Here is a 24,369-nt window from a genome sequence, read left to right on the forward strand (position 1 = left end):
CACCCCGCCCGCTCCGCTCCCCGTCCGCGGCCCCCGCGGCGACCGGCCCACCCCCGCCGAAGCCCTGCCCGGCATCCGCCCCGAGGACCGGAGCGTGACCGCCGAGCACACCGCCGCCCCGCCCGTGCCCCGCAACGGCGCCGTGCGCGGCCGGGTCGGCAAACCCCAGCTGCCCCGCCGCCGCGCCCAGGAACACCTCGCGCCGCAGCTGCGCGACGCCCGCGCCCCGCGCGCGGCGGACGACCAGCTCGTCGGCCACGACCCGGGCCTGATGGCCGCCTTCCAGCGCGGCATCGGCCTCGCCCAGGCGGCCCAGGCCCGGGACGACCTGCCCGACCACGGCGTCAGCGTGCCCCCGGGACCCGGCGACAGAGCCGACCGCACCGGCCGGAGCGACCAGGGCGGCTGACCCGCACCACACCCCCCACCCCGTCTGCCCCGCAGACTTCGAGACCCCTCTCGAACCCGTACTTTCCAAGGAGTCGATCCACCATGGCGAGCGATGTGCCGACCGGCCAGGTATCCGATCTCGACTGGCTGATGAGCGGCCTCGTCCAGCGCGTGCCGCACACCCACAGCGCCGTCCTGCTCTCCTGCGACGGACTCGTGAAGTCGGTCCATGGCCTCGACCCGGACAGCGCCGACCACATGGCCGCGCTCGCCTCAGGGCTCTACTCGCTCGGGCGCAGCGCGGGCGTCCGCTTCGGCGACGGCGGCGACGTGCGGCAGGTGGTCGTGGAGCTGGACTCCACCCTGCTCTTCGTGTCCACCGCCGGTTCCGGCACCTGCCTCGCCGTCCTTGCCGGGCGCGAGGCGGACGCCGCGGTGCTCGGGTACGAGATGGCGATGCTGGTCAAGAGCGTCCGCCCGTACCTGGTCACAGCGCCGCGCCAGCCCGCCGGTGAGCCCGCGTCGATGAGGCGCTGAGCGTGGGGGCCCCGCACGACGGGCCATGGCTCGACGACGCCGCAGGGCGGCTCATCCGCCCGTACACGGTCAGCAACGGACGCACCAGACCGACCACGCGGCTCGACCTGCTGTCCCAGGTGAGGGCGACCGGCACCACCCCCGCCGGCTACCTCGGCCCGGAGCACGCCATGGCCCTCGGCATGTGCGAGGCACCCACGTCGGTGGCGGAGATCGCCGCCCAGCTGAAGCTGCCCGTGGCGGTGACCAAGGTGCTTCTGTCCGACCTCGTCGACTGCGGGGCCATCACCACCAGAGCCCCGGACTTCTACCACAACCCGACTGACCGGTCCCTGTTGGAGGCAGTGCTCGATGGACTACGACGACAGCTCTGACGCCTTCCCCACCGCGCTGAAGATCCTCGTGGCGGGCGGGTTCGGGGTCGGCAAGACGACCTTCGTGGGCGCGGTCAGCGAGATCGCGCCGCTCAGTACGGAGGAGTTGCTCACCACGGTCAGTGAAGCCACCGACGACCTGTCGGGGGTGGAGAACAAGACCACGACGACCGTCGCCATGGACTTCGGACGGATCACGCTCGACCCCGAACACGTCCTGTACCTGTTCGGCACTCCGGGACAGGAACGGTTCTGGTTCATGTGGGACGAGCTGTCCGAAGGGGCGCTCGGCGCGGTGGTGCTCGCCGACACCCGGCGCCTGGAGGACTGCTTCGCCGCCGTCGACTTCTTCGAGCAGCGCGGCATGGGCTTCATCGTCGCCGTCAACGAGTTCGACGGCGCCTACCGCTACGAGCCCGAAGAGGTCCGCACCGCCATCGACCTGGACCCGCAGGTGCCGGTCGTGCGCTGCGACGCCCGGATCTCGAGCTCCGGCATCCAGACGCTGCTCACGCTCGTCCGCCACCTGCTCGCCCACGCCCCCGCCACGCCCACGTCGGGAGCCCACACATGACCCATGGAGCACGCACATGATGTACGAAGCGACCGGCCGCCTGCTGGTGACCCCGGTGGACAAGGGGGCGCCCGCCCGGGTGCGCAGGCTGCGGGAGCTGGGCCTCGGCGAGCGGGCCGAGCCCGGGCTCGACGCGTTCGCCGACCGGCTCGCCCGGGTCATGGACGCGCCGTACGCCATGGTCAACTTCATCGACGAGGAACGGCAGTTCTTCGCGGGCCTGCACCTGCCCGACGGCGCGCCGCCGGAGCCGGGGGCGCCGGCGCCGGGGGTGAACGCGATGGGCGGCGCCGACGAGGCGGACGAGCCCGGCGCGGCGGTGGAACCGTTCGCCGAGCGCCATCTGGAGCGGGACCGCGGCTACTGCCCGCACGTGGTGGTGCGGGGCAAGGCGCTGGTCCTGGAGGACGTCTGCGACTACCCCCGGTTCGCGGGCAACCCGGTCGTCGACGAGTTCGGGGTCAGGTCCTATCTGGGCGCGCCGCTGGTCGACAGGACCGGGATCGCGCTCGGCACCGTGTGCGTGGTGGACGTGGCGCCCCGGCCGTGGGGCCGGACCGGGCTCGACACGATCAAGTCGATGGCGGCGGAGCTGGTGGACTGGATCCACCTGCGCGAGGCCGAGGGGGAGCCGGGCGCTCCCCTGTGACGCGCCCCGGTGCCGCGATGCCCCTGCGCCCGTCAAGTCAGCTTCCTGGACAGTACGTTGACGATACAAGGACGTGGCTCTACGGTGCGAGACCCCTGACGGAGACCGCCCTGCCGCCCGCGCGGGGCCCCACCGAAAGGCACACCGCATGACCGACCTCCGCATCGGCGTCCTCGGCTACGGACTGCGCGGCTCGCTCGCCCGCACCGCCCACCGCCCCGGCGCGGGCGCCCGCGTCACCGCGCTCGCCGATCCCGACGGGGCCGCGCGGAACCGCGCGGACCAGGACTTCCCCGGCCTCCGCACGACCCCGGACCCGCGCGAGGTCATCGAGGCCCCGGACGTGGACGCCGTCCTCGTCCTCACGCCCGACCACACCCACGAGCCCCTCACCAGCGCGGTGCTGCGCGCGGGCAAGCCGGTCTTCGTCGAGAAGCCCCTGGATGTGAGCGTCGAGGCGAGCGACGCGATCCTGCGCACCGCGTACGAGACCGGCACGCGCCTGTACGTGGGCCACAACATGCGCCACATGCCGGTCGTACGGCTGATGCGGGACATCGTCGCGCGCGGCGAGATCGGGGCCGTCAAGACGGTCTGGGTGCGCCACTTCGTGGGCTACGGAGGGGACTGGTACTTCAAGGACTGGCACGCCGAACGGCAGTACACCACCGGCCTGTTGCTCCAGAAGGCCGCCCACGACCTCGACGTCGTGCACTGGATCGCGGGCGGCTACACCCGGCACGTCCAGGCGCTCGGCGACCTCATGGTCTACGGCGACGTCCCGCACCGCCGCGCGCCGGGCGAGCCGAGGCCCGACGGCGGCCCCGTCGAGGACGGCCCCTGGCCGCCGCGCGCCCAGCGGGACCTGAACCCGGTGATCGACGTGGAGGACGTGTCCCTGGTCAACCTGCGCCTGGACAACGGCGTGCTCGCCGCCTACCAGCAGTGCCACTTCACCCCCGACTACTGGCGCAACTACACCGTGATCGGCGACGCGGGCCGCCTGGAGAACTTCGGCGACGGCCCCGGCGGCGTGGTCAGGGTCTGGAACGGCGGGCGTTCCCTCCACCGGAGCAAGGGCGACGCCGAGTACGCGATCGGGGGCGACCTCGACGCGTACGGACACGGCGGCGCGGACCCGCTGATCATCGACGAGTTCCTGCGCTTCGCCCGCGAGGGAGGGCGCACCGACACCTCGCCGGTGGCCGCGCGCATGGCCGTCGCCGCCGGTGTGGGGGCGACGCGGTCGCTGCGGGACGGCGGGGGCCCGCAGGAGGTGCCGCCGCTCGACGACGAGCTGATCGCGTACTTCGAACGGGGGCAGGTGCGCTAGCGGAGGTGCGCCTCCGGATGGCCGCGGGGCCCGGCGCGCCCGGGGTCTGAAGGAAAGCTGCGGCCGCGGTTAAGAAATCCTCGATGGACCCGTGGCGTGACGTACGGAAGATTGCTGTGCGGATGTGGTCGGTGGGACGCCGGTCATCACCTTCCCTAGGTCGCACGACAGGAGCCGTTGCGTGAAGGCGCTGGTCAAGGAGAAAGCGGAGCCCGGGCTCCGTCTCATGGAGGTACCGGAGCCGGTCATCGGCCCCGGCGACGTCCTGATCAAGGTGCTGCGCACCGGGATCTGCGGGACCGACCTGCACATCCGGGCCTGGGACGGCTGGGCGCAGCAGGCGATCTCGGCGCCCCTGATCGTCGGGCACGAGTTCGTCGGCGAGGTCGTCGAGACCGGCCGGGACGTGGCGGACGTCAAGGCCGGCGACCTGGTCAGCGGCGAGGGCCACCTGGTGTGCGGCAAGTGCCGCAACTGTCTGGCCGGGCGGCGCCACCTGTGCCGGGCCACGGTCGGGCTCGGCGTGGGGCGCGACGGCGCCTTCGCGGAGTACGTCGCGCTGCCCGCGAGCAACGTCTGGGTGCACCGGGTGCCGGTCGACCTCGACATAGCGGCGATCTTCGACCCGTTCGGCAACGCCGTGCACACCGCCCTGTCCTTCCCGCTGGTCGGCGAGGACGTGCTGATCACCGGGGCCGGGCCGATCGGCCTGATGGCCGCCGCCGTCGCGCGGCACGCGGGCGCCCGCAACGTCGTCGTCACCGACGTCAGCGAGGAGCGCCTGGTGCTCGCCCGCAAGGTCGGCGTCAGCCTCGCCCTCAACGTCGCCGACGCGACCATCGCCGACGGCCAGCGCGAGCTCGGCCTGCGCGAGGGCTTCGACGTGGGCCTGGAGATGTCGGGCAACCCGCGCGCGATGCGCGACATGGTCGCCAACATGACCCACGGCGGCAAGATCGCCATGCTCGGCCTGCCGTCCGAGGAGTTCGCGGTCGACTGGGCGCGGATCGTCACCTCCATGATCACGATCAAGGGCATCTACGGCCGCGAGATGTTCGAGACGTGGTACGCGATGTCCGTGCTCCTCGAAGGCGGCCTCGACCTCTCGCCCGTCATCACCGGCCGCTACGGCCACCGCGACTTCCAGGAAGCCTTCGACGACGCGGCGAGCGGCCGCGGCGGCAAGGTCATCCTCGACTGGACCGCCTGACCGGGGCCCCGCCCACCCGCCCTACGAACTCCCGAAGGACTCCTCGATGTTCGACTCCGTACGCGACGACCTCGCCGCCACCCTCGACGAGATCCGCGCCGCGGGCCTGCACAAGCCCGAGCGGGTCATCGGCACCCCGCAGTCGGCGACCGTCGCCGTCACCGCGGGCGGCCGCCCCGGCGAGGTGCTGAACTTCTGCGCGAACAACTACCTCGGCCTCGCCGACCACCCCGAGGTGATCGCCGCCGCCCACGAGGCGCTCGACCGCTGGGGCTACGGCATGGCCTCCGTGCGCTTCATCTGCGGCACCCAGGAGGTCCACAAGGAGCTGGAGGCGCGCCTGTCCGCGTTCCTCGGCCAGGAGGACACGATCCTGTACTCCTCCTGCTTCGACGCCAACGGCGGCGTCTTCGAGACGCTGCTCGGCGCCGAGGACGCGGTGATCTCCGACGCCCTCAACCACGCCTCGATCATCGACGGCATCCGGCTCTCCAAGGCCCGCCGCTTCCGCTACGCCAACCGCGACATGGCCGACCTGGAGAAGCAGCTCAAGGAGGCCACGGAGGGCGGCGCCCGGCGCAAGCTGATCGTCACCGACGGCGTCTTCTCCATGGACGGCTACGTCGCCCCGCTGGCCGACATCTGCGACCTCGCCGAGCGGTACGACGCCATGGTCATGGTCGACGACTCGCACGCCGTCGGCTTCGTCGGCCCCGGCGGCCGGGGCACGCCCGAGCTGCACGGCGTCATGGACCGCGTCGACATCATCACGGGCACCCTCGGCAAGGCGCTCGGCGGCGCCTCCGGTGGCTACGTCGCCGCCCGCGCCGAGATCGTCGCCCTGCTGCGCCAGCGCTCGCGCCCCTACCTGTTCTCCAACACCCTCGCCCCGGTGATCGCCGCGGCCTCGCTGAAGGTTCTCGACCTCCTTGAGGCAGCCGGTGACCTGCGGGAACGCCTCGCCGCCAACACGCAGCTCTTCCGCTCCCGGATGACCGCGGAGGGCTTCGACGTACTGCCCGGCGACCACGCCATCGCGCCCGTCATGATCGGGGACGCGGCGCAGGCCGGGCGCATGGCCGAGCTGCTCCTGGAGCGCGGCGTGTACGTCATCGGCTTCTCCTACCCGGTGGTGCCGCAGGGGCAGGCCCGCATCCGGGTGCAGCTGTCCGCGGCGCACTCCACGGCTGACGTGGACCGGGCCGTCGACGCGTTCGTCGCTGCGCGCGCCGAGCTGGAATCGGCCGGGGCCTAGCGGCCCCGGGGCCCGGGCGGGTGGGTTTCTTCCCCACCCGCCCGCAGCGGTGGAGCGTGGCCGGGCGCGGTGGGTGGGAGACTTGGGCGCATGATCGAAGCACGGCGGTTGCACATTCTGCGTGCGGTGGCCGACCACGGCACCGTCACCGCCGCGGCCGCCGCCCTCTACCTCACACCCTCCGCCGTGTCGCAGCAGCTCACCGCGTTGGAGCAGGAGACGGGGCACCGGCTCGTGGACCGCTCGGCGCGGGGGGTGCGGCTCACGCCCGCGGGCGAGATCCTGCTCGCGCACACGAACGCCGTGCTCGCCCAGCTGGAGCGGGCCGAGGCCGAGCTGGCCGCGTACAGCTCGGGCGCGGCGGGGACGGTGACGCTCGCGGCGTTCGCGACGGGCATCGGCCTGGTGGTGGCGCCCGCCCTGACCCGGCTCGCCGAGACCGCGCCCGGCATCCGGGTGCGCGTCCAGGACGCCGAGGGCGACGCCAGCCTGCCGATGGTGCTCGACCGGCAGGTGGACGTGGCGGTGGCCGTGGAGTACCGCGGCGCGCCGGGCGCCGACGACGCGCGCCTGACGCGTGTACCGCTGTACGCCGAGCCCTTCGACGCGGTGCTCCCCGTGACGCACCCGCTCGCCGGCGGCGGCCGGGTGCCGCTCGCCGACCTCGCCAAGGACGCGTGGATCGGCCCCTTCCCCGGCAACCCCTGCCACGACGTGGTGGTCCTCGCCTGTGAGCAGGCCGGGTTCCAGCCCGTCATGGAACACACGTCGGACGACTTCCGCGCGGTCGTCGCCCTGGCGTCGGCGGGAGCCGGAGTGGCCCTCGTGCCCCGCTCCGCCCTGCGGGGCATGGACGTGACGGGCGTGGCGGTCCGGCCCGTGGACGGGATCGCCCCCACGCGCCGGGTGTTCGCCGCCGTGCGCTGCGGGGCGGAGGAGCACCCCCTGATCGCCCCGGTGCTCGCCGCCCTGAAGGACGCCGCGGCCGACGACTAGGACCCCGGAGGCGGAGGGTTGGTGCCCCGCGGGCGGGGGGAGACGGTCGGGGCAGGGGGGCGAGAGCCGCCGCCGTAGCAGCCTGACAGGGGAATTCCTGATGCCGGACCACGACCACGCGCGCGTGACACCCGTGACCTACACCGCGGGACTGCTGACCGCGCCGGACGGCGTACCCGTCGCCACGTACACCTGGCAGCCCCGCGACGGCAGGCCCCGCGCCTTCGTCCAGATCGCCCACGGCGCCGCCGAACACGCCCTGCGCTACGACCGCTTCGCCCGCCACCTCACCGCGCACGGCTATGGCGTGGTGGCCTCGGACCACCGGGGACACGGGGCGACGGCCCAGGCCACGGGGGGTTACGGAGTCACGGAGGCGGGCGGGGGCACGGGTGCCGGGCCCGACGCGTGGCGGGCGGTCGTCGACGACCTCAAGGCCGTCGGCGACCAGGTCCGCGCCCTGTACCCCGGCGCCCCCGTGGTGCTGCTCGGGCACAGCCTCGGCTCGATGCTCGCCCGGGACTACGCCCAGGAGTACCCGGACGGGCTCGCGGGCCTCATCCTCTCCGGCACGTTCCGCTCGCTGCCCGGCGCCGAGACCGAGTCGGCGCTCGCCCGGCTGCGGGCCGAGGTCGCCGAGGGCGGGCGCGCGGCCCGCTCGTCCTTCATCCCCGAGCTGTTCGCCGCGTTCAACGACGCCTACCCGCACCGCACCGGCTTCGAGTGGCTCTCGCGGGACGAGGCCGAGGTCGACGCGTACGCCGCCGACGAGCGATGCGGCTTCCCGTTCTCGGCGGGGCTCTCGCTGGACTGGGTGCGCGCCGTCCGCAAGATCAACGACCCGCGGCAGCTCGCCCGCGTCCCCGCGGACCTGCCCGTCCACGTCGCCGTCGGCACGGAGGACCCCTGCAACCAGGGCATGACGCTCGTCTACGAGCTCCTGGAGGACCTCCGCTACGCGGGCGTGCGCGACCTCGGCTGGAAGGGGTACGAGGGCGCGCGGCACGAGATCCTGAACGAGACCAACCGCGACGAGGTGCACCGGGACCTGACGGAGTGGCTGGACGCGCGCGTGGGGTGAGGGCGGCCTCCGAGGGCCGCTGTCAGAGGCGTTGGTTACCGTTCTTTCCATGGTCAACGCCGACGACGTACGCCGTACCGCCCTCGCACTGCCGGACACCACGGAGAAGATCGCCTGGAGCATGCCGACCTTCCGGGTCGCGGGCAAGATGTTCGCCACGGTCCCCGAGGACGAGACGTCCATCGCCGTGCGCTGTCCGAAGCTGGAGCGGGACGAGCTGGTGCTCGCCGAGCCCGAGAAGTTCTGGATCGCCGATCATGAGGCGTCCTTCGCGTGGGTGCGGGTGCGGCTCGCCGCGCTCGACGAGCCGGAGCTGGCGGTCATCCTCGCCGACTCCTGGCGCCAGGCCGCACCCACGCGCCTGCTGGAGGCCCATCCGGGACTGGGCGTGCCGGCCGAATAGTCCCTCTCCTCAAACGCCGGAGGGGCTGAGAGATCTGCCGCGAGCGGCATCATCCAGCCCGTCCGGCGTTTGAGGACGAGGCGCGAAGCGCCGACAAGTCAGGCCCGGGCCCCCGCGGGGAGGAAGCCGGTGATGCGGGTGCGCAGGGAGGCCGGGTCCAGGCCATGGGCCTGGAGGTGGTCGGCCTGGCGGCCGTAGCGGCGCAGCTCCGCGCGGCCGACGCCGAGGCCGAGCACCCGGTGCGGCACGTCGACGAGCGCGTCGTTCGCGGCGGCCGTGGACGTCCCGGCGAGGTACGGCTCGACGAGGACGACGTCGGCCGATGCGCCCGCCCCGACGGCCCGCCGCAGCGCGTCCGCGTCGAAGGGCCGCACCGTCGTCGCGTACAGGACGGTGACGTCGAGGCCCTCCGTCGCCGCAAGGACGTGGTCGAGCATCGGGCCGACGGCGACGACCACGCCCCCGAGCCCCTCCCGCACGGTGAGGAAGCGCTTGCCGTCCACGGGCATCGGCGCCGCGTTGGACTGCACGGACAGGCGTACGTAGGCCTTGTCGTCCACGGGCACCGCCCCGGCCCCCGTGCCCACGGCGTGCCGCAGGAGGGTCTCGGCCTCGTCCGGGTGGCCCGGGACGTGCACGGCCCAGCCGTCCAGGGTGTCGAGGACCCCGACGTCGCCCGGCGCCATGTGCGTGAAGCCGCCCTCGGGCCAGTCGAACGACGCCGCCGCGCTGACGAGCACCCCGCCCACGCCCTGGTGTCCGAAGTCGAGCTTGATCTGCTCGAAGGGCCGCTCCACGAGGAAGCTCGCGAAGGTGTGCACGACGGGCCTCAGGCCCGCGAGGGCCAGGCCCGCCCCGGCGCCGACCAGCAGCTGCTCGCGGATGCCGACGTTGATCACCCGGTCCGGGTGCGCGCGCATCGCCTCCTTGAAGGCGTCCACGCCGATCTCGGCGAGGACGACGGCGACGCGCGGATCCTCGTCGAGCAGCCGCGTCATGACGGGGGCGAAACGGTCACGCATGGTGTCCATGGGGGAGAAGTCCTTCCAAGATGGTGCGGGTGCGGGGCGGGTGCGCGGCAGGTCAGGCGGACTCGGGCTCGCCCGCGAACTCCTTGGGCTCCACGCGGGCCACGACCGCGTGCGGGCGCCCGGGGTGCGGCGCGGTGAAGGCCGCGTACAGGGCGTCGTGGTCCCGGCCGTCGACGGTCAGGGCGGACCAGCCCGCGGCCTCGAAGCGGGCGGCGATGCCACCGGGGCGCGCGTAGGTGGCGGAGGCGTTGTCGATCACCAGGGTGTGCAGCCGCTCCAGGCCCGCGGGCCCGGCGTAGGCGATGGCCTCGTGGTTGCTGCCCTCGTCCAGCTCGGCGTCGCCGACGAGCACCCATACGTGCGGGTCGGTGAGCCCGCGGGCCGTGAGGCCGAGGGCGGTGCCGACCGCGAGGGGCAGGCCGTGCCCGAGCGAGCCGCTGCCGATCTCGGCGCCCGGCACGAGCAGCCGGTCCGGGTGGTGCCCGAGCGGCGATTCGTACGACCCGAAGCCCTCCAGCCAGTCCACGGGGAGGAAGCCCTTGGCGGCGAGGACCGCGTAGTAGGCCATCGGCCCGTGCCCCTTGGACAGCAGGAACCGGTCGCGCTCCGGATCGTCCACGCGCTCGGGTGTGACCCGCAGCACACGGTCGTAGAGGACCCAGAGCGCGTCGAGCGTGGACGTCGCCGCGGGACCGTGCTTCTCGTCGCCCGTCATCAGGGCCATCAGGCCGGGCAGGTCCGCGTACGTGAGGGTGCGTGCCGTTGTGGTCGTCATGCCGACGAGCCTGCAACCTCAAGCGCTGTTGAGGTCAAGGGGGAAAGGTGGGAGCGATCACCGGCCGGAGTGCGGTATGGTTTCGGTGCGCGTTCGGCCAGGGGAAAGCCCAGGTCAGCGGGTAACGGGACGTGGCGCAGCTTGGTAGCGCACTTGACTGGGGGTCAAGGGGTCGCAGGTTCAAATCCTGTCGTCCCGACAGTAATGTCGGTGAAAGCCGTGGAAAGAGGCCGTCCGTGAGGGCGGCCTCTTTCTGTTGCCCTGAGGGCGGTGGGAGGGAGGCACGCCCCGGGTGTCGGCCCGGGGCGCCGGGCTCTGGGGCGCGGCCACGTCCAAGGTCAGCGGGTGCGCGCCCGCGGCGCCCGGGGCGGTGCGCGTCACGTCAGCTTCGGCATCTCGCCCTCCGTCGTCGCCAGGTCGATCACGGAGAACGCGGCGCCCTGCGGATCGGCCACCGTCGCGAAGCGGCCGAACGGCGAGGACATCGGGCCGAAGTACAGCCGGCCGCCGCTGCGCTTCACCAGCTCCACGGCCGCGTCGCAGTCGTCGACGCCGAAGTACACGTTCACGTGCGGCGGCACATCGGCCGGCGCCTCCGGGGGCATCTTCATGCGCCCCACCACCGGCTGGCCGCCGAGCTCCCACACGTGGAAGTCGACGTGCTCGTCCTCCATGCGCTTGACCTCGAAGGGGAACACGGCGGTGAAGAACGCGTCCGCCTTCTCCGCCTCCCGTGTGGTGACCTCCGCCCAGCAGAACGCGCCCGGGGCGCCCGTGAGTTCGAAGCCCCGGTGGGTGTCCGGCTGCCAGGCGCTGAAGTACACGCCGCTCGGGTCCTGCGCCGTGGTCATGGTGCCGAAGTCGCCGACGGGCATCGGCTCCATCAGGAGGCTGCCGCCGTTGTCGCGGATCCTGCCGGCGGTGACGGCGATGTCCGGCGTCTCGAAGTACAGGTTCCAGGCGGGCGGCTGCCCGGCCGCGTCCGGCATCTGCGGCATCACCGCCGCGACGGCCTTGCCGTCCTTGGACGCCTGCGTGTAGCCGCCGAACTCGGCCGACCCCTCCGCGAAGGTCCAGCCGAACAGCTCGCCGTAGAAGTCCTTGGCCGCCCCGATGTCGGGGAACATGGCGTCCGCCCAACAAGGCGTGCCCTCGGGGTTCTCAGGGTTCGTGGACATGGTGCTACGACCTCCCGCCCCCCTGGGATGGGACAGCGCGCTCCGGGCGCGAGGTCCGGCGCCCCCGCGGCAGGGGTCGCGCTCCCTTCCACGCTAGGCCCAGGAGCGACAACCGGCCAACGGCCGGAACGCCGCCGCCCCCGCGGGTGCAATGAATCGAAAGCTTGCGCGTGGTGCCACAATGGTGCGACGATGGCGCCATGGAACTCACGCGGTACGTCGACAATCTGCGGCAGGAGCTCGCCGCAGCGGTCGATTCGGGCGACGAGGAGACGCGCGACCTCGCCGGACGCCTGGTCGCGCCGCTGGGTTCCGCCGTACGGCTCACGCTGCTCGATGCCTTGTCGGCGGCCGTGGACGAGATCACCCGCGACATGGCGCCGGGGTCCGTCGAGGTCCGTCTGCGCGGGCTCGATCCGACCTTCGTGGTCACGTTGCCCCCGCAGGACCGTTCCTTCGGTGACGAGGGCGACCGGGACCACGACCGTGGGTCCACGGGCGTGGCGCCATCCTTGGTGTCACTGGCGCCATTAATGGCCAACGGGGACGAGGGTGCGACATCCCGCATCAACTTCCGGCCGCCCGAGCACCTCAAGGCGCGGATCGAGGAGGCGGCGGGCCGCGAGCAGCTGTCGGTCAACGCCTGGCTGGTCCGGGCGGTGTCCGCGACGCTCGACGACGACCGCGGCCGTCGCGTGGACCAGCGCGCCGCACAGGGCGCTCCGGCGGGCGCCCAGCGCTACACGGGCTGGGTGAACTGAGCCGGTGACCCGCGGCCCGGCGGCACCGTGTCCGGTGCGATTCCGCCATGGGCCGCGCCCCTAGAAGCTTCGGCCCGCTGTGCTGCCGTGCAGCGGACCGATCCAGCGGCCCTGGAGACCGACCTCCCCCGGCGGTTTCCAGGGCCGCACCCTTCCGGCGTGTGCCGGAGATCTGATTATGCACGCTGTTCCTGTGAACTCGACCGTGCTGCCCACTTGTTGAGAAATCGGTCAGGCTTCTCGCGGTACCGCTGAGTGGCTTAATCGGATACCGCCGACACCTCGCTCCAATTCCGGACGAACGAACCCCTGGGTGAATGGGGTGCGTACGCATGGACTCCGCTCCGAGGCATATCCATTGAAGCGCCGTCATATGCGCGTCATTTGGCCATGGTGCAGCGCGTGGTGTACGCATATGCCGCGGACGACGGCAGCACATTGCGTTGCGGAACAGGGCGGCAGAAGGGCATCGCTGTCGACGCAGGCGTGGCGAAATTCCGCTTAACGAATGGGAACGCGCAGGCAGTTGGTGGACCGCTGGGGGGACTAGCGGTCCGCCAGGTGCAGCCGTTCCCTGGTGTGATGCGGCACGGGCGCGGGGCAGCACGGAAGGTGCCGCGGAGCGGGCCGGTGCGTCAGCCGCTGATACGTGTACGCGGCCGAGACGAGCGTCATGTGGTGGTACCAGCCGGGGAAGGAGCGGCCCTCGAAGTCGAGGAGCCCGAAGTGCCGCTCCATGCCCGCGACGGCCGCGGTGGTGCCGTGACGACGGGTGGCCAGTGAGGCAACGTTGTCGAGACGGCGATGCGTGAGGCTGGTCAGCCACATGACTCCCTGACTGCCGTCCGGGAGCACCTCGGTGAAGAGCCGGTAGGGGTACTCCGGCGTGGCCCCGGCCCGCGCTCCGGGCAGGCGTACCAGGATCGACTGGACGCGCAGCTCCTGCTGGCGCCCGTCCGCGGCCGTGACCAGGACGGTCTCGGTGTTGCCCTGGGAGACATGGGCCCGGGCGCTGACCGGATCCGGTCCGTTCGGGGTGCGCTCGCCGACGGGCAGGACCTTCTGGTGCTGGGGGACGGCGACGACGAAGTCGCGGGCGCGCTGGCTGAGTCCGCGGAGGAAGAGCCCGGCGTCGGGGTCGTCGCTCATGTCGGCGACGACCGGCGCGGCCGTCGGCTCGGTCCTGGCCTCCAGGGTGTCGACCAGGTCCAGGGCCTGCGCCCACAGCGGACGGTGGGACACCTCGTCGGGGATGCGCGCGCGGCGGCGCAGCTGCGGGTCCTGCGTCCAGGGCGCGGGCAGCAGCAGCCGCCAGTCGACCGGGACCTGCAGCGCGCCGATGCAGAGGAACGCCCCGAGGCCCAGCTGGCAGTTGAGGGTGCGGCCCGTGCCCGGGTCGAAGTAGCGGTGCACACCGACGGAGCGGTCGCCGCGCTTGGGCAGCACCGCGCGGCCGATCGCCCAGGTGGCAGCGGGTCCGTGACGCTCGGCCCAGCGGGTGAGCTCGTGCATGACCGGGTCCCAGTCCCACGGGCTGAGGCTCACGAACTGACGCAGGGACTGCACCGCGGTGGGGGAGGCGGAGACGGCTCCGGCGAGGCGGCGCACCGACTTCTTGCCGGGGGTGATGAGCAGGCCCGCCAGATAGGCGCCGGCCCAGCGGCGCTGGTCCGCGCGGCGCAGATTCTGGAAGACCTGGTCGGTGAAGTCGCTGAAAGGTGACGCGAGATGGGGGTCGGGTACCTCGCTGACCGGAGTCGATGTTGGCAATGCGCAGGGCACAACCATGCTGCAATCCCTCCCGGACGTCCCTGAGCGGCGGCTGCCGAGCGTTGAGTCTAGGATCCGAGAGCGCCGCGCACCATCTTGCTGCGGGCGTGACAGATGTGACAACCACGGCTGCAAATTGGGGCGTAGAGCCCTCTTCGGGGCACTCGGCGCGACGGCGGACCGCCCGCGTCCGGGCCCTCGGACGCGGAGTTGTGCGGCCTTCGGCCGCCTCGGCCACAAGCCGGGCGGAACGAGGCGGGCCGATTCCACTCCCTCGGCCCCTCCTCGGCCGCCCGGCGGAATTCATGATTCCGACATCGCGCGACCGCTCCCGCGTCTCCGGTGCGAACCGTTCCACCCCTTTCACCTCGCCTGCTGCCGAGGTGCCCGAACTCCGCTTTCGCCTTCCCGCAGTTGGCATCGGCGGTGGCCGGTGGCGCGCTGGCGCCAGGAAACGCGTTAAGGGCGTTAAGGATCCGTATGGATAGTGCTAGTGTTCCCTGACAAGCCCAAGAATCCGCTACAGCGTGCTGGTGGAGAAGTTTCCACACCGTTTGCCATGGCCGAGCCAGCAAACTTGAGGACTCGCCCCGTCCTCTCGTGTGCCCCCTTCTCGTATGCAACTGTTTGCCCCCTGGTGGATTTGGCTCAATTCTTGCCTTGACTGGCGGAAGGTAATCGTTAAAACGGTTCCCGCGAGTGGTGCGGAGAGATCCACGCCACCCATGGCAGGGATAGCGAAGTTGGGCTAGCTTGTTCGAACTTCGAAAAGTCGCGACGAGCGACGGCCTCTTCCTTGAATCTCCAACAGGTGCCGGGTTCTACTCGGGTAGGCCTTTGGAAGAGACCACTGCGAATCCGGGCCATCGGTACTGACGGGGGACACGTCGGTGCAGATCGCACGGAGTGGAGTGGTCCAGGCGAACGGGGCGAGTAGTTGAACGGGGCGAGTAGTTGATGTACGTATCCGCACACATGCCGACTGAATGCCTTCCGCGCAGCCCTGAAGGGCGCGCCGAACGGCCGGACCTGCCCGTGCTCAGCGCCGGAGGCTGCCTCGGCTAGAGGCCGCCTGGCGGCGGGATGTGCGCGTGGCCACCCCGACGGGTCCATCCGTGAGTTGACGGAACTTTGACGACCTGATTCGGCGAGCGGCTCGAACGAGCTTTCATCCGGCCGATCGGCTTGATCGATTGGCAAGCCTGTGCCTCGCGACGCGCGATGGCGACCGATCCCCACGGGATCTTGGACACGGCTGCCAAGCCCGCATGGCTATTTCCCGTTCGAACGCGGTCCGTTATGCCCGTGTTCGTTCGAAGTTCATTCACATGGAGGCATGATGACGAACCAGGTCAGCGACCTCGAGGGCTCGAAGGTTGTGCTGTTCCGTAGAAACGCGAATTCCGTCCCGCGGCAGCGCCGAGTGGACGAGCGTCGTGGCCAGGTACTGACGACGAAGGTGGGCCTTCAGATGCCCGCCGGGCTGACCTTCGAGGACTGGGAGCGGGCCGGACGCCAGCTCTCCGGAATCGTGAATTCCTCCTCTTGGTGGCTGGGAGACTGGCTGGTATACGGCAAGGACCACTACACCGACCGCTATCAGCGTGGAATTCGTGCGGCGGGCCTGCAGTACCAGACGCTGCGCAACTACGCATGGGTTTCGCGGCGTTTCGACTTCAGCCGTCGGCGCGCGGCGCTGAGTTTCCAGCACCATGCCGAACTGGCGTCCCTGCCGGTCGACGAGCAGGAGCTGTGGCTCGACCGCGCGGAGCAGTTGCAGTGGACCACCAAGCAGCTGCGCAGCGCGATCCGCATGGCGCGCGAGGACGAGGTGCGCGATGGCACGCCCACCCCTGAGACGATGCGGCGCCTCGCGGTGCCCGGCAGCCGGCTCCAGTGGTGGCACAAGGCCGCCGAGCAGTCGGGCATCGACTTCGAGCAGTGGGTGCTCGCGACGCTCGACAACGCGGCCGAGCGCGCCCTGGAGGAGGAAGAGGAGCAGGAGAAGGCCGGCATCAGCGCCTGATCCCGGGCACCACGCCTGATCCGAAGCACCACATGCGCAGGGCCCGCACCCCGGAAGGGGTGCGGGCCCTGCGCATGTGTGCCGACGGTACGGGGCCGTGAGGCCCGTGCGTGTGGCGGGCGGCGCCCGTACCGTCGGCCGTTCTGGAGGGGGATCCTCAGGGCAGCTTGCTCATGAGGCTCGCCGTCGCCTGGTGCCGGGTGCACTCGCGCCCGCCGAACGAACGGCGCACCCGCTCCTGCACCTCGTCCGGCTGCTCCTGGCTGAGCTTGAACATGCCCTCGGCGCTGGTCACCCTGAACTGGAAGGCGCCCACGGCGGGCACGATCTTCCGGAAGTACTCAAGGGAGTCGGCCATGTCCCAGCCGTCGCCGAAGGCGCCCTCATAGGCCCGCACCGTCGCCTTCACGACGGCCAGGGTGTTCTCTATGCCCTCTATCTTCTCGACCACGCCGTGCACATGGACCGAGGTGAAGTTCCACGTCGGCGCGGCCGGCGTCACGTCATAGACCGTCGGCGACACATAGCCGTGCGGTCCGGTGAACGTGAGCAGGTTCACGCTGCCCGACTCGAGCGCCTTCCAGTGCGGGTTCGCCCGGTTCATATGGCCGAGCAGCCGGCCGCCCGAGAGGTCGTCGGACCATTCCCCGGACCACTCCGGATCCCGGATTACCGGCAGATGCGTGACAAACGGTCCCGCTTCCTCGGTGCCGTTGCTCACAAACTGCGCCAGGGGATTGCCGAGGATCAGGTCGACCATCCATGAACTGTCCGGTTGGCGGTACTGGCTCGGTACAAACATCCGGAGCTCACCCTTTCGTTGAAATCACTGACGGCGCGACGCGCCAAGTCGCCGACGTTACCCACGCTCTGCGTGGCCCGCCCCGAATTGCGGACGAGCAGCCCGGCTGTCCTGTCGACGGGACAGCGGTGCCCGGCCAGGTGCGGCTGCCAGGTCCTCTTGAAAGGTCCGCCCGGCCCCTCTAAGTTGGCGTGGCGGTGTTCTCCAGCGCAATACTCAATGCGTGTTCTTCCGGACCACCGGTCGAGATGTTCGAGACCATCAGCCGCACTTCAGAAACGACAGTTGACAGCATTTCCGGCCGAGGTCCTCTCGGGCAACCGCAGCACTGAAACCTCAGCGATTACGCGGAAGTCCCTGTCGAAGCTACACCAGCGGGAGATTATCTATGGGTACTCGTGAACACGAGATATACGACATCGTTGGCATCGGGTTCGGCCCGTCCAACCTGTCCCTGGCCATCGCCCTGGAGGAACACCAGAACAACGCTTCGGGACGGCCGGTCACGGCCGCCTTCTTCGAGCGGCAGGCAGCCTTCGGCTGGCACCGCAACATGCTGCTTCCGCAGGCGACGATGCAGATTTCTTTCCTGAAGGACCTGGCCACGTTCCGCAATCCCGTGTCGCGGTACAGCTTCGTCTCGTACCTGCACGACTCGGACCGCCTCGTGCAGTTCGTGAACAACCAGGACTTCTTCCCGACCCGGCAGGAGTTCCACCAGTACCTGGAGTGGGCCGAGTCGAACTTCAGCGACCGCGTCACGTACAACTCGGAAGTGACCGACATCCGGCTTCCCGAGGACGCCGGGACGGGTTCCGAGCAGTATCTCGAAATCTCGGTCCGGGACACCGCGAGCGGCGCGGTCCGCGTCGTGCGGGCCCACAACGTCGCCGTCTCGACGGGCCTCGTGCCGCGCATGCCCGAGGGCATGGAACGCGACGAACGCGTCTGGCACAGCTCGGAGTTCCTGGCGAAGTACGGTCGGATGGACCCCGCGGAGCTGCAGAACGTGGCGGTGGTCGGCGCCGGGCAGAGCGCGGCCGAGATCACCAAGTACCTGCACGACATGCTGCCGCACGCGCAGGTGTCGGCGATCCTCCCGTCGTACGGCTACTCCGTCGCCGACGACACCCCCTTCGCCAACCAGGTGTTCGACCCGAACGCGGTCGACCACTACTACTTCGGCAGCGAGACGACGCGCGACGCGTTCTGGCGCTACCACAAGAACACGAACTACTCCGTCGTCGACGACGACGTGATCCGCGAGCTGTTCCGGCGCTCCTACGAGGAAGAGGTCGCGGGCGAGAAGCGGCTGCACTTCCTGAACCTGACCCGGGTGAAGGAAGTGAAGCGCTCCGGCAACGACACCCGTGTCGTGCTGCACTCGCTCCTCAACGACGAGGCCCAGCAGGAGATGGACGTCGACGCGCTCGTCTTCGCCACCGGCTACCAGGGCATGGACGCCACGAGCCTGCTCGGCGACCTCGACCGCTTCTGCCGGCGCGACAAGGAAGGCCGTCACCAGGTGGAGCGCGACTACCGCGTGGTCACCGAGCCCGCTCTGTCCTGCGGCATCTACCTCCAGGGCGGCACCGAGCACACGCACGGCCTGACCTCGTCGCTCCTTTCGAACATCGCCATCCGCAGCGGTGAGATCGCCGACTCCATCGTCGAGCGCCGCGGCGAGCCGGCCCGGGCCGGCAGCGAGGCCTAGGAGACCGCCAGGCCTCCGCGCACGCCTTCGCACCGCGGCCCGCCAGCCCAGCTGGCGGGCCGTAGGTGTGTGGGTGCGGCGCGTGCGGCCGTGCGGCGGGTGCGAGGGCCGTCCGTCCCGCGTGGGCGGGGTCTGCTCCTCCTGGCGGGCGCCAGGGCGCCAGGGCGCCAGAGGGCCAGGGCGTCAGGGGGCCCGGTGGGCCCCTCAGGGCAGACGAGAGGGCCCCGGCGCCGTTCCCGGCGTCGGGGCCCTCAGCGGTCCGCGGAGCGGGTCACGCAGCCTGGTCCGCCGCCATCGCGTCGCGGAGGCTCTTGGGCCGCAGGTCGGTCCAGTTCTGCTCCACGTAGTCCAGGCACTCCTGACGGCTCGCCTCACCGAACGTGACCCGCCAGCCGGCGGGCACCTCGGCGAAGGACGGCCACAGCGAGTGCTGCTCCTCGTCGTTCACCAGGATGTAGAACCGGCCGTCCGCGTCGTCGAACGGGTTGCTGCTCATAGTCACTCCAATTCGAAAAGGTCTGGTCACCGGACAGGTCCTCGGGCCCCGCGGATTCCGTCTGCCGCGGTGCACCGGCGAAGGAGGAACCCCCCGGCGGGCCGGAGCCCGCCGCCGCGGCCAAGCCGTCCGCGGGCCGGGTACCGGCTCCGCCATTGTCGTTCGATGCGGCCCCGGCGTCCAGATCCGCCCGTCTCCGGGGAATTGCCGGGGACCGTCCCGGGACGATACTGCGCCACTGTGAAATCCGTATCGACGCCAGGACAAAGTCAGGTGCGAATCGGGGCCGTCACGTGGTCCCACCACCATGGGGACCGCCACGGCTGCCGTCACTATGGAGCGGGTCGTCCGCCGCGCGTCCTGTGGACAGGACAACGCCCCGGTGCCGAGCGCCGGAATCGCGGGTAGTTTGTTGCGAGCTGTCGGCCGGTCCCGCCCGACGGCCGGTGCACTTCTCCGAAGCCCGTCGGTGAGCTGCACGGCCGGTCGGCAGGCGGGGAACGCAAAGGAACCGACAGCGAGTTGTCGAGTTTCGGCTCTCCGTCAACAGAGCCGTCAGAATCGAGGAATGGGGCGGCGTCGGCCCGGCTTTGCCAGGCCCGTGGTCGACGTCCTTGCCAATAGCCCCCCTCGGCCTTCCCGGGAAGCCGGGAACTTCCGCTTGAGGAGAAGCAGAGCGATGAGCGTCACGGCAGCACGAGGTTTTTCGGCCGCGGGCGTCGCGGCCGGAATCAAAAGCAATGGAAATCCTGATCTGGCCCTCGTGGTGAACACCGGCCCGCGCCGCGCCGCGGCCGGTGTCTTCACCGCGAACCGGGTGAAGGCCGCCCCTGTGGTGTGGAGCGAACAGGTCATCAGGGGCGGTGCCGTCGGCGCCGTCATCCTCAATTCCGGCGGTGCCAACGCCTGCACGGGCGCACCCGGCTTCCAGGACACCCGGGCCACGGCCGAGAAGGTCGCCGCGGTCCTCGAGGGGCACCGCGCCGGAGAGGTCGCGGTGGCCTCCACCGGGCTCATCGGCACCCGGCTTCCCATGGACCGGCTGCTGCCGGGCGTCGAGACCGTGGCCGCCGCCCTGGCCGAGGACGGCGGCGAGCAGGCCGCCGTCGCCATCAAGACGACCGACAGCGTGCACAAGACGGCCGTCTTCGAGGGCGAGGGCTGGACCGTCGGCGGCATGGCCAAGGGCGCGGGCATGCTGGCCCCGCCGAGGCGGTCCGCACGGTGTGCGAGGACCTCGCCCGGCAGCTGATCGGCGACGCCGAGGGCGCCAGCAAGGACATCCGCATCGACGTGGTGAACGCGGCCACCGAGGACGACGCGGTCGAGGCCGGGCGTTCCATCGCCCGCAACAACCTCCTCAAGTGCGCCATCCACGGCGAGGACCCCAACTGGGGCCGCGTCCTGTCCGCCATCGGCACCACCGGCGCCGCCTTCGAGCCCGACCGGCTGAACGTCGCCACCCTGTGGGCGAACGACCTGACGGCCGAGTACGTCCACGAGAACAGCGCGTACTCGTCATGAGGAGCGCCACCCACGAGCACCCCGCACTGGTGAAGGCGCAGTCCGTGATGGACGCGCTGCCCTGGCTGAACCGCCACCAAGGCAAGATCTGCGTCATCAAGTTCGGCGGCAACGCCATGATCGACGACGAGCTGAAGGCGGCCTTCGCCCACGACGTCGTCTTCCTGCGGCACGCCGGGCTCAAGCCCGTCGTCGTGCACGGCGGCGGCCCCCAGATCAGCGCCGCGCTGCGCCTGCACGACATCGAGAGCGAGTTCAAGGAGGGCCTGCGCGTCACCTCGCCGGAGGCCATGAACGTCGTCCGCATGGTCCTCGCGGGACAGGTGCAGCGCGAGCTCGTCGGCCTCATCAACCAGCACGGGCCGCTCGCCGTCGGCCTGACCGGCGAGGACGCCGACACCATCACGGCGACCAAGCACCAGCCGAAGAACGAGGACGGCGAGCGGGTCGACATCGGCCGGGTCGGCGAGATCGTCGGGGTGAACCCCGGCGCGGTCCAGGCGCTGCTCGACGACGGCCGCATCCCGGTGATCTCACCCATCGCCCGCAGCGTCGACGACGAGTACGTCTACAACGTGAACGCCGACACCGCGGCCGCCGGGGTCGCCGCCGCCCTGAACGCCCACACGCTGGTGTTCCTCACCGATGTCGAGGGCCTGTACCGGGACTGGCCGGAGAGCGACGAGGTGATCAGCAGGCTCAGCGCGAGCGAGCTGGAGAAGGTCCTGCCGGAGCTGCACGACGGCATGGTGCCGAAGATGGCCGGGTGCCTGCACGCGGTCCGCAACGGCGTGGGCAGCGCGCGGGTGATCGACGGCCGCGTCCAGCACTCGGTGCTCCTGGAGATGTTCACGCGCGAAGAGATCGGCACTCTCGTCATGCCGGACATCGAAGAGGGCTTGCGATGATCGGGGCCGATGGACGCCGACGACCCGACCCCGCGACCCGGGGCGACGGGCACCGGCGCACGAGGGCCGCGACGAGCGCGGCCGTGGAAGAGGGGACGCGATGAGCGAGGGCATGGACGGCGCGGACGGCGCGGCCGGGACCGGTACGGGCGGGCAGTCGGCGGCGCTCACCGAGCGCTGGCAGGCGTCGTTGATGGACAACTACGGCACGCCGCGGGTGCCGTTGGTGCGCGGCGAGGGCGCCGCCTTCTGGGACGCGGACGGCAAGAAGTACCTGGACTTCCTCGGCGGCATCGCCGTGAACTCGCTGGGCACCGCGCACCCGGCCGTCGTCCGCGCCGTCAGTGAGCAGATAGCCCGGCTCGGCCACGTGTCGAACCTGTTCGTCGCCGAGCCGCCGGTGCGGCTCGCCGAGCGCCTCCTGCGCCTCACCGGGCGCACCGGCCGGGTGTTCTTCTCGAACTCCGGCGCCGAGGCCAACGAGGCCGCCTTCAAGATCGGCCGGCTCACCGGCCGGCGCCGGATGGTCGCCACCGACGGCGGCTTCCACGGCCGCACCATGGGCGCGCTCGCGCTGACCGGCCAGCCCGCCAAGCGCACCGCCTTCGAGCCGCTGCCCGGCGAGGTCACGCACGTGCCCTTCGGCGACGCCGACGCGCTGCGCGCGGCCGTCGACGCCGACACGGCGCTCGTCGTCATCGAGCCGATCCAGGGCGAGAACGGCGTGGTCGTACCGCCGCCCGGCTACCTCGCGGCCGCCCGCGAGATCACCCGCGCCGCCGGGGCGCTGCTCGTCCTCGACGAGGTGCAGACCGGCATCGGCCGCACCGGGCACTGGTTCGAGTGCCAGGCGCAGGGCGTCGAGCCGGACGTCCTCACGCTCGCCAAGGGGCTCGGCGGGGGACTGCCGATCGGCGCGACGATCGCCTTCGGCCCGGCCGCCGACCTGATGTCGCCCGGCGCGCACGGCACCACGTTCGGCGGCAACCCCGTCGCGTGCGCCGCCGCGCTCGCCGTCCTCGACACGATCCACGACGATGGGCTGCTCGACCACGTCAAGCGCCAGGGCGAGGCGCTGCGCCAGGGCATCGAGGCCCTCGGCGACCCGCTGGTGGACCGGGTCCGCGGGGCCGGCCTGCTGCTCGGCATCGTCCTGACCGAGCCGCTTGCGGCGCGGGTGCAGCAGGCGGCCCAGGACGCGGGGCTCCTGGTGAACGCCGTCGGGGCGGACACGATCCGGCTCGCCCCGCCGCTGATCCTGGGCGAGGACGAGGTGACCACGTTCCTGCGCACGCTTCCCGGCGTACTGGACCAGGCCCGGCGGGACGCCACGCGCTGACCTCGGCCACGCCCCGACCCCGGCCACGCCCCGACCCCGGCCGCGCGCCGACTCCGGCCGCGCGTCGATCGACAGGCCGCCCACCCCCGGTGGGCGGCCTTCCGGCCGTGCGGAGCCGATTCCGCTTCCCGTACTGGCGCCTGCGAGGCATCGGTACGCGCCACTCCGCGCTTGCAGTGGCGCCAGAGTGATGCCATCATGGCATCGCGGAGGTGCGTCCCCGGTCGGGCACGCCGCCTCCCCTCGCCGTCCCACCGTGGGGACGCCCGGCAGAACCCATGAGGACGGGGCAGCCATGCCAGCCTTCGACACCCCCGAGCCGATCTCGGTCTCGTTGCAGCTCAACGCGGGCGTCCTGCGCTTCACCGCGGGCGCGTGCGCCCGGACCGTCGTCGAGGTCAGCCCGAGCAGCGGCTTCAGCCAGGCGGACCGCAGCGCCGCCGAGCAGACCCGGGTCGAGTTCGCCCACGGCCGGCTCCTGATCAGGGTGCCCAAGCGGCGCAGCCTCTTCGGCTCCGGCGGGTCCGTCGACGTGGCCGTCGAACTGCCCGCGGGCTCCGCCGTGACGGGCGACGCCCTCGTGGCCGACCTGTACGGCGAGGGCGAGCTGGGGGAGTGCGAGTTCAAGACGGAGGTCGGCAAGATCCACCTGGAGCGCGCAGGCCGCCTCCAGCTCAACACCGGATACGGCGACGTCAGGATCGGCAGTGCCATCGGCGAGGCCGACATCCGCGTCGCCTACGGCGACATCTCCGTGGGCCGGATCGACGGCCCGCTCACCCTCAGGAACACCAGTGGCGACTCCGACATCGAAGAGGTCACAGGGCCGCTGCGGGTGACCGCGAACCGGGGCGACATCACCATCGGCCGCGTCCACGACGCCGTCGCCGCGCGGTCCGTCACCGGCGACGTCCGTCTCGGTGAGGTGTCCTGCGGCCGCGTCGAACTCAGGGCCGCGGTGGGGCAGTTGGAGATAGGGGTCAGGAGTGGCACGGCCGCCTGGCTCGACGTCCACACCAAGGTCGGCCACATACGCAACTCCCTGGGCGCGTCGAGCGCCCCGGAGGTGCCCGGCGAGGCCGTGGAGATACACGCCGCCACCAGCCGCGGCGACATCGTCATACGCCGGGTCTGACCACCCGCGACGACCGGCCCGGCCCACGGCGGCGACCGCCGCGCCCGCACGGCACCCCTGGCTGTCGCGTCCCCGGCGGCGGCCCGCGCTGCGCCGCTCCCGCCGGAC

22 protein-coding genes, 1 tRNA gene and 2 pseudogenes are annotated in these 24,369 nt (G+C 71.5%); 19 read left to right on the top strand and 6 right to left on the bottom strand.

The features are described from left to right. The 11 genes and pseudogenes from IG74_RS0141310 to IG74_RS0141360 form a co-directional block, all read left to right on the top strand. Window positions 1-409: pseudogene (locus IG74_RS0141310) on the top strand (ATP-binding protein); the annotation flags it as partial. A gap of 83 nt (window positions 410-492) precedes the next feature. Next, window positions 493-927 carry a roadblock/LC7 domain-containing protein gene (locus IG74_RS0141315; RefSeq protein ID WP_030688231.1) on the top strand — a complete coding sequence of 145 codons (435 nt, stop codon included), beginning with the start codon at window positions 493-495 and terminating at the stop codon, window positions 925-927. A 2-nt stretch (window positions 928-929) separates the two neighbouring features. Continuing rightward, the gene (locus tag IG74_RS0141320; protein WP_030688233.1) at window positions 930-1,301 is read left to right on the top strand and encodes a DUF742 domain-containing protein; all 372 of its coding nucleotides are present in this window, start codon (window positions 930-932) and stop codon (window positions 1,299-1,301) included. Beyond that, window positions 1,279-1,875, top strand: coding sequence for a GTP-binding protein (locus tag IG74_RS0141325; RefSeq protein ID WP_030688235.1), 597 nt, complete (start codon window positions 1,279-1,281; stop codon window positions 1,873-1,875). Before IG74_RS0141320 ends, IG74_RS0141325 begins: the two co-directional genes overlap by 23 nt. A 16-nt stretch (window positions 1,876-1,891) precedes the next feature. After that, the gene (locus tag IG74_RS0141330; protein ID WP_030688238.1) at window positions 1,892-2,524 is read left to right on the top strand and encodes a GAF domain-containing protein; all 633 of its coding nucleotides are present in this window, start codon (window positions 1,892-1,894) and stop codon (window positions 2,522-2,524) included. Between the two features lie 148 nt (window positions 2,525-2,672). Next, complete coding sequence (locus IG74_RS0141335; RefSeq protein ID WP_030688240.1) at window positions 2,673-3,857, top strand: Gfo/Idh/MocA family protein; 1,185 nt, start codon at window positions 2,673-2,675, stop codon at window positions 3,855-3,857. A gap of 181 nt (window positions 3,858-4,038) precedes the next feature. Further along, window positions 4,039-5,067: an L-threonine 3-dehydrogenase gene (tdh, locus tag IG74_RS0141340; protein WP_030688242.1), complete on the top strand. Its 1,029-nt coding sequence runs from the start codon at window positions 4,039-4,041 to the stop codon at window positions 5,065-5,067. A 46-nt stretch (window positions 5,068-5,113) separates the two neighbouring features. Continuing rightward, window positions 5,114-6,322 (top strand): glycine C-acetyltransferase, encoded by a 1,209-nt coding sequence (locus tag IG74_RS0141345; protein WP_030688245.1) that lies wholly within the window; start codon window positions 5,114-5,116, stop codon window positions 6,320-6,322. Between the two features lie 90 nt (window positions 6,323-6,412). After that, entirely contained in the window at window positions 6,413-7,318 is a 906-nt protein-coding gene (locus IG74_RS0141350; protein ID WP_030688247.1) for a LysR family transcriptional regulator, read from the top strand. Window positions 7,319-7,418: 100 nt separating this feature from the next. After that, window positions 7,419-8,399: an alpha/beta fold hydrolase gene (locus IG74_RS0141355; protein WP_051856502.1), complete on the top strand. Its 981-nt coding sequence runs from the start codon at window positions 7,419-7,421 to the stop codon at window positions 8,397-8,399. A 49-nt stretch (window positions 8,400-8,448) separates the two neighbouring features. Continuing rightward, window positions 8,449-8,802, top strand: coding sequence for an MmcQ/YjbR family DNA-binding protein (locus IG74_RS0141360; protein ID WP_030688252.1), 354 nt, complete (start codon window positions 8,449-8,451; stop codon window positions 8,800-8,802). A 98-nt stretch (window positions 8,803-8,900) separates the two neighbouring features. Here IG74_RS0141360 and IG74_RS0141365 read toward each other — a convergent pair whose 3' ends face one another. Then, window positions 8,901-9,833, bottom strand: coding sequence for a transketolase (locus IG74_RS0141365; protein WP_030688254.1), 933 nt, complete (start codon window positions 9,831-9,833; stop codon window positions 8,901-8,903). Window positions 9,834-9,885: 52 nt separating this feature from the next. Beyond that, window positions 9,886-10,608, bottom strand: coding sequence for a transketolase (locus tag IG74_RS0141370; RefSeq protein WP_030688256.1), 723 nt, complete (start codon window positions 10,606-10,608; stop codon window positions 9,886-9,888). Between the two features lie 125 nt (window positions 10,609-10,733). On the opposite strand from IG74_RS0141370, the gene IG74_RS0141375 reads away from it, so the two are divergent. Next, window positions 10,734-10,807 (top strand) — tRNA-Pro (locus IG74_RS0141375). Window positions 10,808-10,985: 178 nt separating this feature from the next. Here the strand turns inward: IG74_RS0141375 and IG74_RS0141380 are convergent. Next, window positions 10,986-11,786, bottom strand: a complete 801-nt coding sequence (locus tag IG74_RS0141380; RefSeq protein WP_030688258.1) for a VOC family protein — start codon at window positions 11,784-11,786, stop codon at window positions 10,986-10,988. A 200-nt stretch (window positions 11,787-11,986) separates the two neighbouring features. Between IG74_RS0141380 and IG74_RS0141385 the strand changes: the two genes are divergently transcribed. Further along, the gene (locus IG74_RS0141385) at window positions 11,987-12,547 is read left to right on the top strand and encodes a hypothetical protein (protein ID WP_030688260.1); all 561 of its coding nucleotides are present in this window, start codon (window positions 11,987-11,989) and stop codon (window positions 12,545-12,547) included. 546 nt (window positions 12,548-13,093) lie between these two features. Here IG74_RS0141385 and IG74_RS0141390 read toward each other — a convergent pair. Then, window positions 13,094-14,335: a transposase gene (locus IG74_RS0141390; RefSeq protein WP_051856504.1), complete on the bottom strand. Its 1,242-nt coding sequence runs from the start codon at window positions 14,333-14,335 to the stop codon at window positions 13,094-13,096. A 1,318-nt stretch (window positions 14,336-15,653) separates the two neighbouring features. Here IG74_RS0141390 and IG74_RS46745 point away from each other — a divergent pair. Continuing rightward, the gene (locus tag IG74_RS46745) at window positions 15,654-16,343 is read left to right on the top strand and encodes an LmbU family transcriptional regulator (protein WP_030688264.1); all 690 of its coding nucleotides are present in this window, start codon (window positions 15,654-15,656) and stop codon (window positions 16,341-16,343) included. Window positions 16,344-16,500: 157 nt separating this feature from the next. Here the strand turns inward: IG74_RS46745 and IG74_RS0141400 are convergent, their stop codons facing one another. After that, window positions 16,501-17,145 (bottom strand): FMN-binding negative transcriptional regulator, encoded by a 645-nt coding sequence (locus IG74_RS0141400; protein ID WP_030688266.1) that lies wholly within the window; start codon window positions 17,143-17,145, stop codon window positions 16,501-16,503. Between the two features lie 388 nt (window positions 17,146-17,533). Between IG74_RS0141400 and IG74_RS0141405 the strand changes: the two genes are divergently transcribed. Continuing rightward, window positions 17,534-18,859, top strand: coding sequence for a lysine N(6)-hydroxylase/L-ornithine N(5)-oxygenase family protein (locus IG74_RS0141405; RefSeq protein WP_030688269.1), 1,326 nt, complete (start codon window positions 17,534-17,536; stop codon window positions 18,857-18,859). 271 nt (window positions 18,860-19,130) lie between these two features. Here IG74_RS0141405 and IG74_RS0141410 read toward each other — a convergent pair whose 3' ends face one another. Continuing rightward, window positions 19,131-19,355, bottom strand: a complete 225-nt coding sequence (locus tag IG74_RS0141410) for an MbtH family protein (protein WP_030688272.1) — start codon at window positions 19,353-19,355, stop codon at window positions 19,131-19,133. A 679-nt stretch (window positions 19,356-20,034) separates the two neighbouring features. Between IG74_RS0141410 and IG74_RS46750 the strand changes: the two are divergent. From IG74_RS46750 to IG74_RS0141430, 4 genes and pseudogenes are all read left to right on the top strand, one after another. Next, window positions 20,035-20,879: pseudogene (locus IG74_RS46750) on the top strand (bifunctional ornithine acetyltransferase/N-acetylglutamate synthase). Further along, complete coding sequence (gene argB / locus IG74_RS0141420; protein ID WP_030688274.1) at window positions 20,876-21,787, top strand: acetylglutamate kinase; 912 nt, start codon at window positions 20,876-20,878, stop codon at window positions 21,785-21,787. Before IG74_RS46750 ends, argB begins: the two are co-directional and overlap by 4 nt. Window positions 21,788-21,887: 100 nt before the next feature. Then, entirely contained in the window at window positions 21,888-23,126 is a 1,239-nt protein-coding gene (locus IG74_RS0141425; protein WP_030688278.1) for an acetylornithine transaminase, read from the top strand. Window positions 23,127-23,421: 295 nt separating this feature from the next. Further along, window positions 23,422-24,261 carry a DUF4097 family beta strand repeat-containing protein gene (locus tag IG74_RS0141430; protein WP_030688280.1) on the top strand — a complete coding sequence of 280 codons (840 nt, stop codon included), beginning with the start codon at window positions 23,422-23,424 and terminating at the stop codon, window positions 24,259-24,261. Window positions 24,262-24,369: the final 108 nt, after the last annotated feature.

Source organism: Streptomyces sp. NRRL B-1347 (genome assembly GCF_000720325.1).
Classification (GTDB): Bacteria; Actinomycetota; Actinomycetes; order Streptomycetales; family Streptomycetaceae; genus Streptomyces.

Coding starts and splice junctions, on each gene's coding strand:
- IG74_RS0141345 (WP_030688245.1), top strand. CDS start 5,114: ATGTTCGACTCCGTACGCGACGACCTCGCCGCCACCCTCGACGAGATC.
- argB (WP_030688274.1), top strand. CDS start 20,876: ATGAGGAGCGCCACCCACGAGCACCCCGCACTGGTGAAGGCGCAGTCC.
- IG74_RS0141390 (WP_051856504.1), bottom strand. CDS start 14,335: ATGGTTGTGCCCTGCGCATTGCCAACATCGACTCCGGTCAGCGAGGTA.
- IG74_RS0141385 (WP_030688260.1), top strand. CDS start 11,987: ATGGAACTCACGCGGTACGTCGACAATCTGCGGCAGGAGCTCGCCGCA.
- IG74_RS0141405 (WP_030688269.1), top strand. CDS start 17,534: ATGGGTACTCGTGAACACGAGATATACGACATCGTTGGCATCGGGTTC.
- IG74_RS46745 (WP_030688264.1), top strand. CDS start 15,654: ATGATGACGAACCAGGTCAGCGACCTCGAGGGCTCGAAGGTTGTGCTG.
- IG74_RS0141410 (WP_030688272.1), bottom strand. CDS start 19,355: ATGAGCAGCAACCCGTTCGACGACGCGGACGGCCGGTTCTACATCCTG.
- IG74_RS0141370 (WP_030688256.1), bottom strand. CDS start 10,608: ATGACGACCACAACGGCACGCACCCTCACGTACGCGGACCTGCCCGGC.
- IG74_RS0141380 (WP_030688258.1), bottom strand. CDS start 11,786: ATGTCCACGAACCCTGAGAACCCCGAGGGCACGCCTTGTTGGGCGGAC.
- IG74_RS0141360 (WP_030688252.1), top strand. CDS start 8,449: ATGGTCAACGCCGACGACGTACGCCGTACCGCCCTCGCACTGCCGGAC.
- IG74_RS0141315 (WP_030688231.1), top strand. CDS start 493: ATGGCGAGCGATGTGCCGACCGGCCAGGTATCCGATCTCGACTGGCTG.
- IG74_RS0141400 (WP_030688266.1), bottom strand. CDS start 17,145: ATGTTTGTACCGAGCCAGTACCGCCAACCGGACAGTTCATGGATGGTC.
- IG74_RS0141355 (WP_051856502.1), top strand. CDS start 7,419: ATGCCGGACCACGACCACGCGCGCGTGACACCCGTGACCTACACCGCG.
- IG74_RS0141365 (WP_030688254.1), bottom strand. CDS start 9,833: ATGGACACCATGCGTGACCGTTTCGCCCCCGTCATGACGCGGCTGCTC.
- IG74_RS0141335 (WP_030688240.1), top strand. CDS start 2,673: ATGACCGACCTCCGCATCGGCGTCCTCGGCTACGGACTGCGCGGCTCG.
- IG74_RS0141430 (WP_030688280.1), top strand. CDS start 23,422: ATGCCAGCCTTCGACACCCCCGAGCCGATCTCGGTCTCGTTGCAGCTC.
- IG74_RS0141330 (WP_030688238.1), top strand. CDS start 1,892: ATGATGTACGAAGCGACCGGCCGCCTGCTGGTGACCCCGGTGGACAAG.
- IG74_RS0141425 (WP_030688278.1), top strand. CDS start 21,888: ATGAGCGAGGGCATGGACGGCGCGGACGGCGCGGCCGGGACCGGTACG.
- IG74_RS0141350 (WP_030688247.1), top strand. CDS start 6,413: ATGATCGAAGCACGGCGGTTGCACATTCTGCGTGCGGTGGCCGACCAC.
- IG74_RS0141325 (WP_030688235.1), top strand. CDS start 1,279: ATGGACTACGACGACAGCTCTGACGCCTTCCCCACCGCGCTGAAGATC.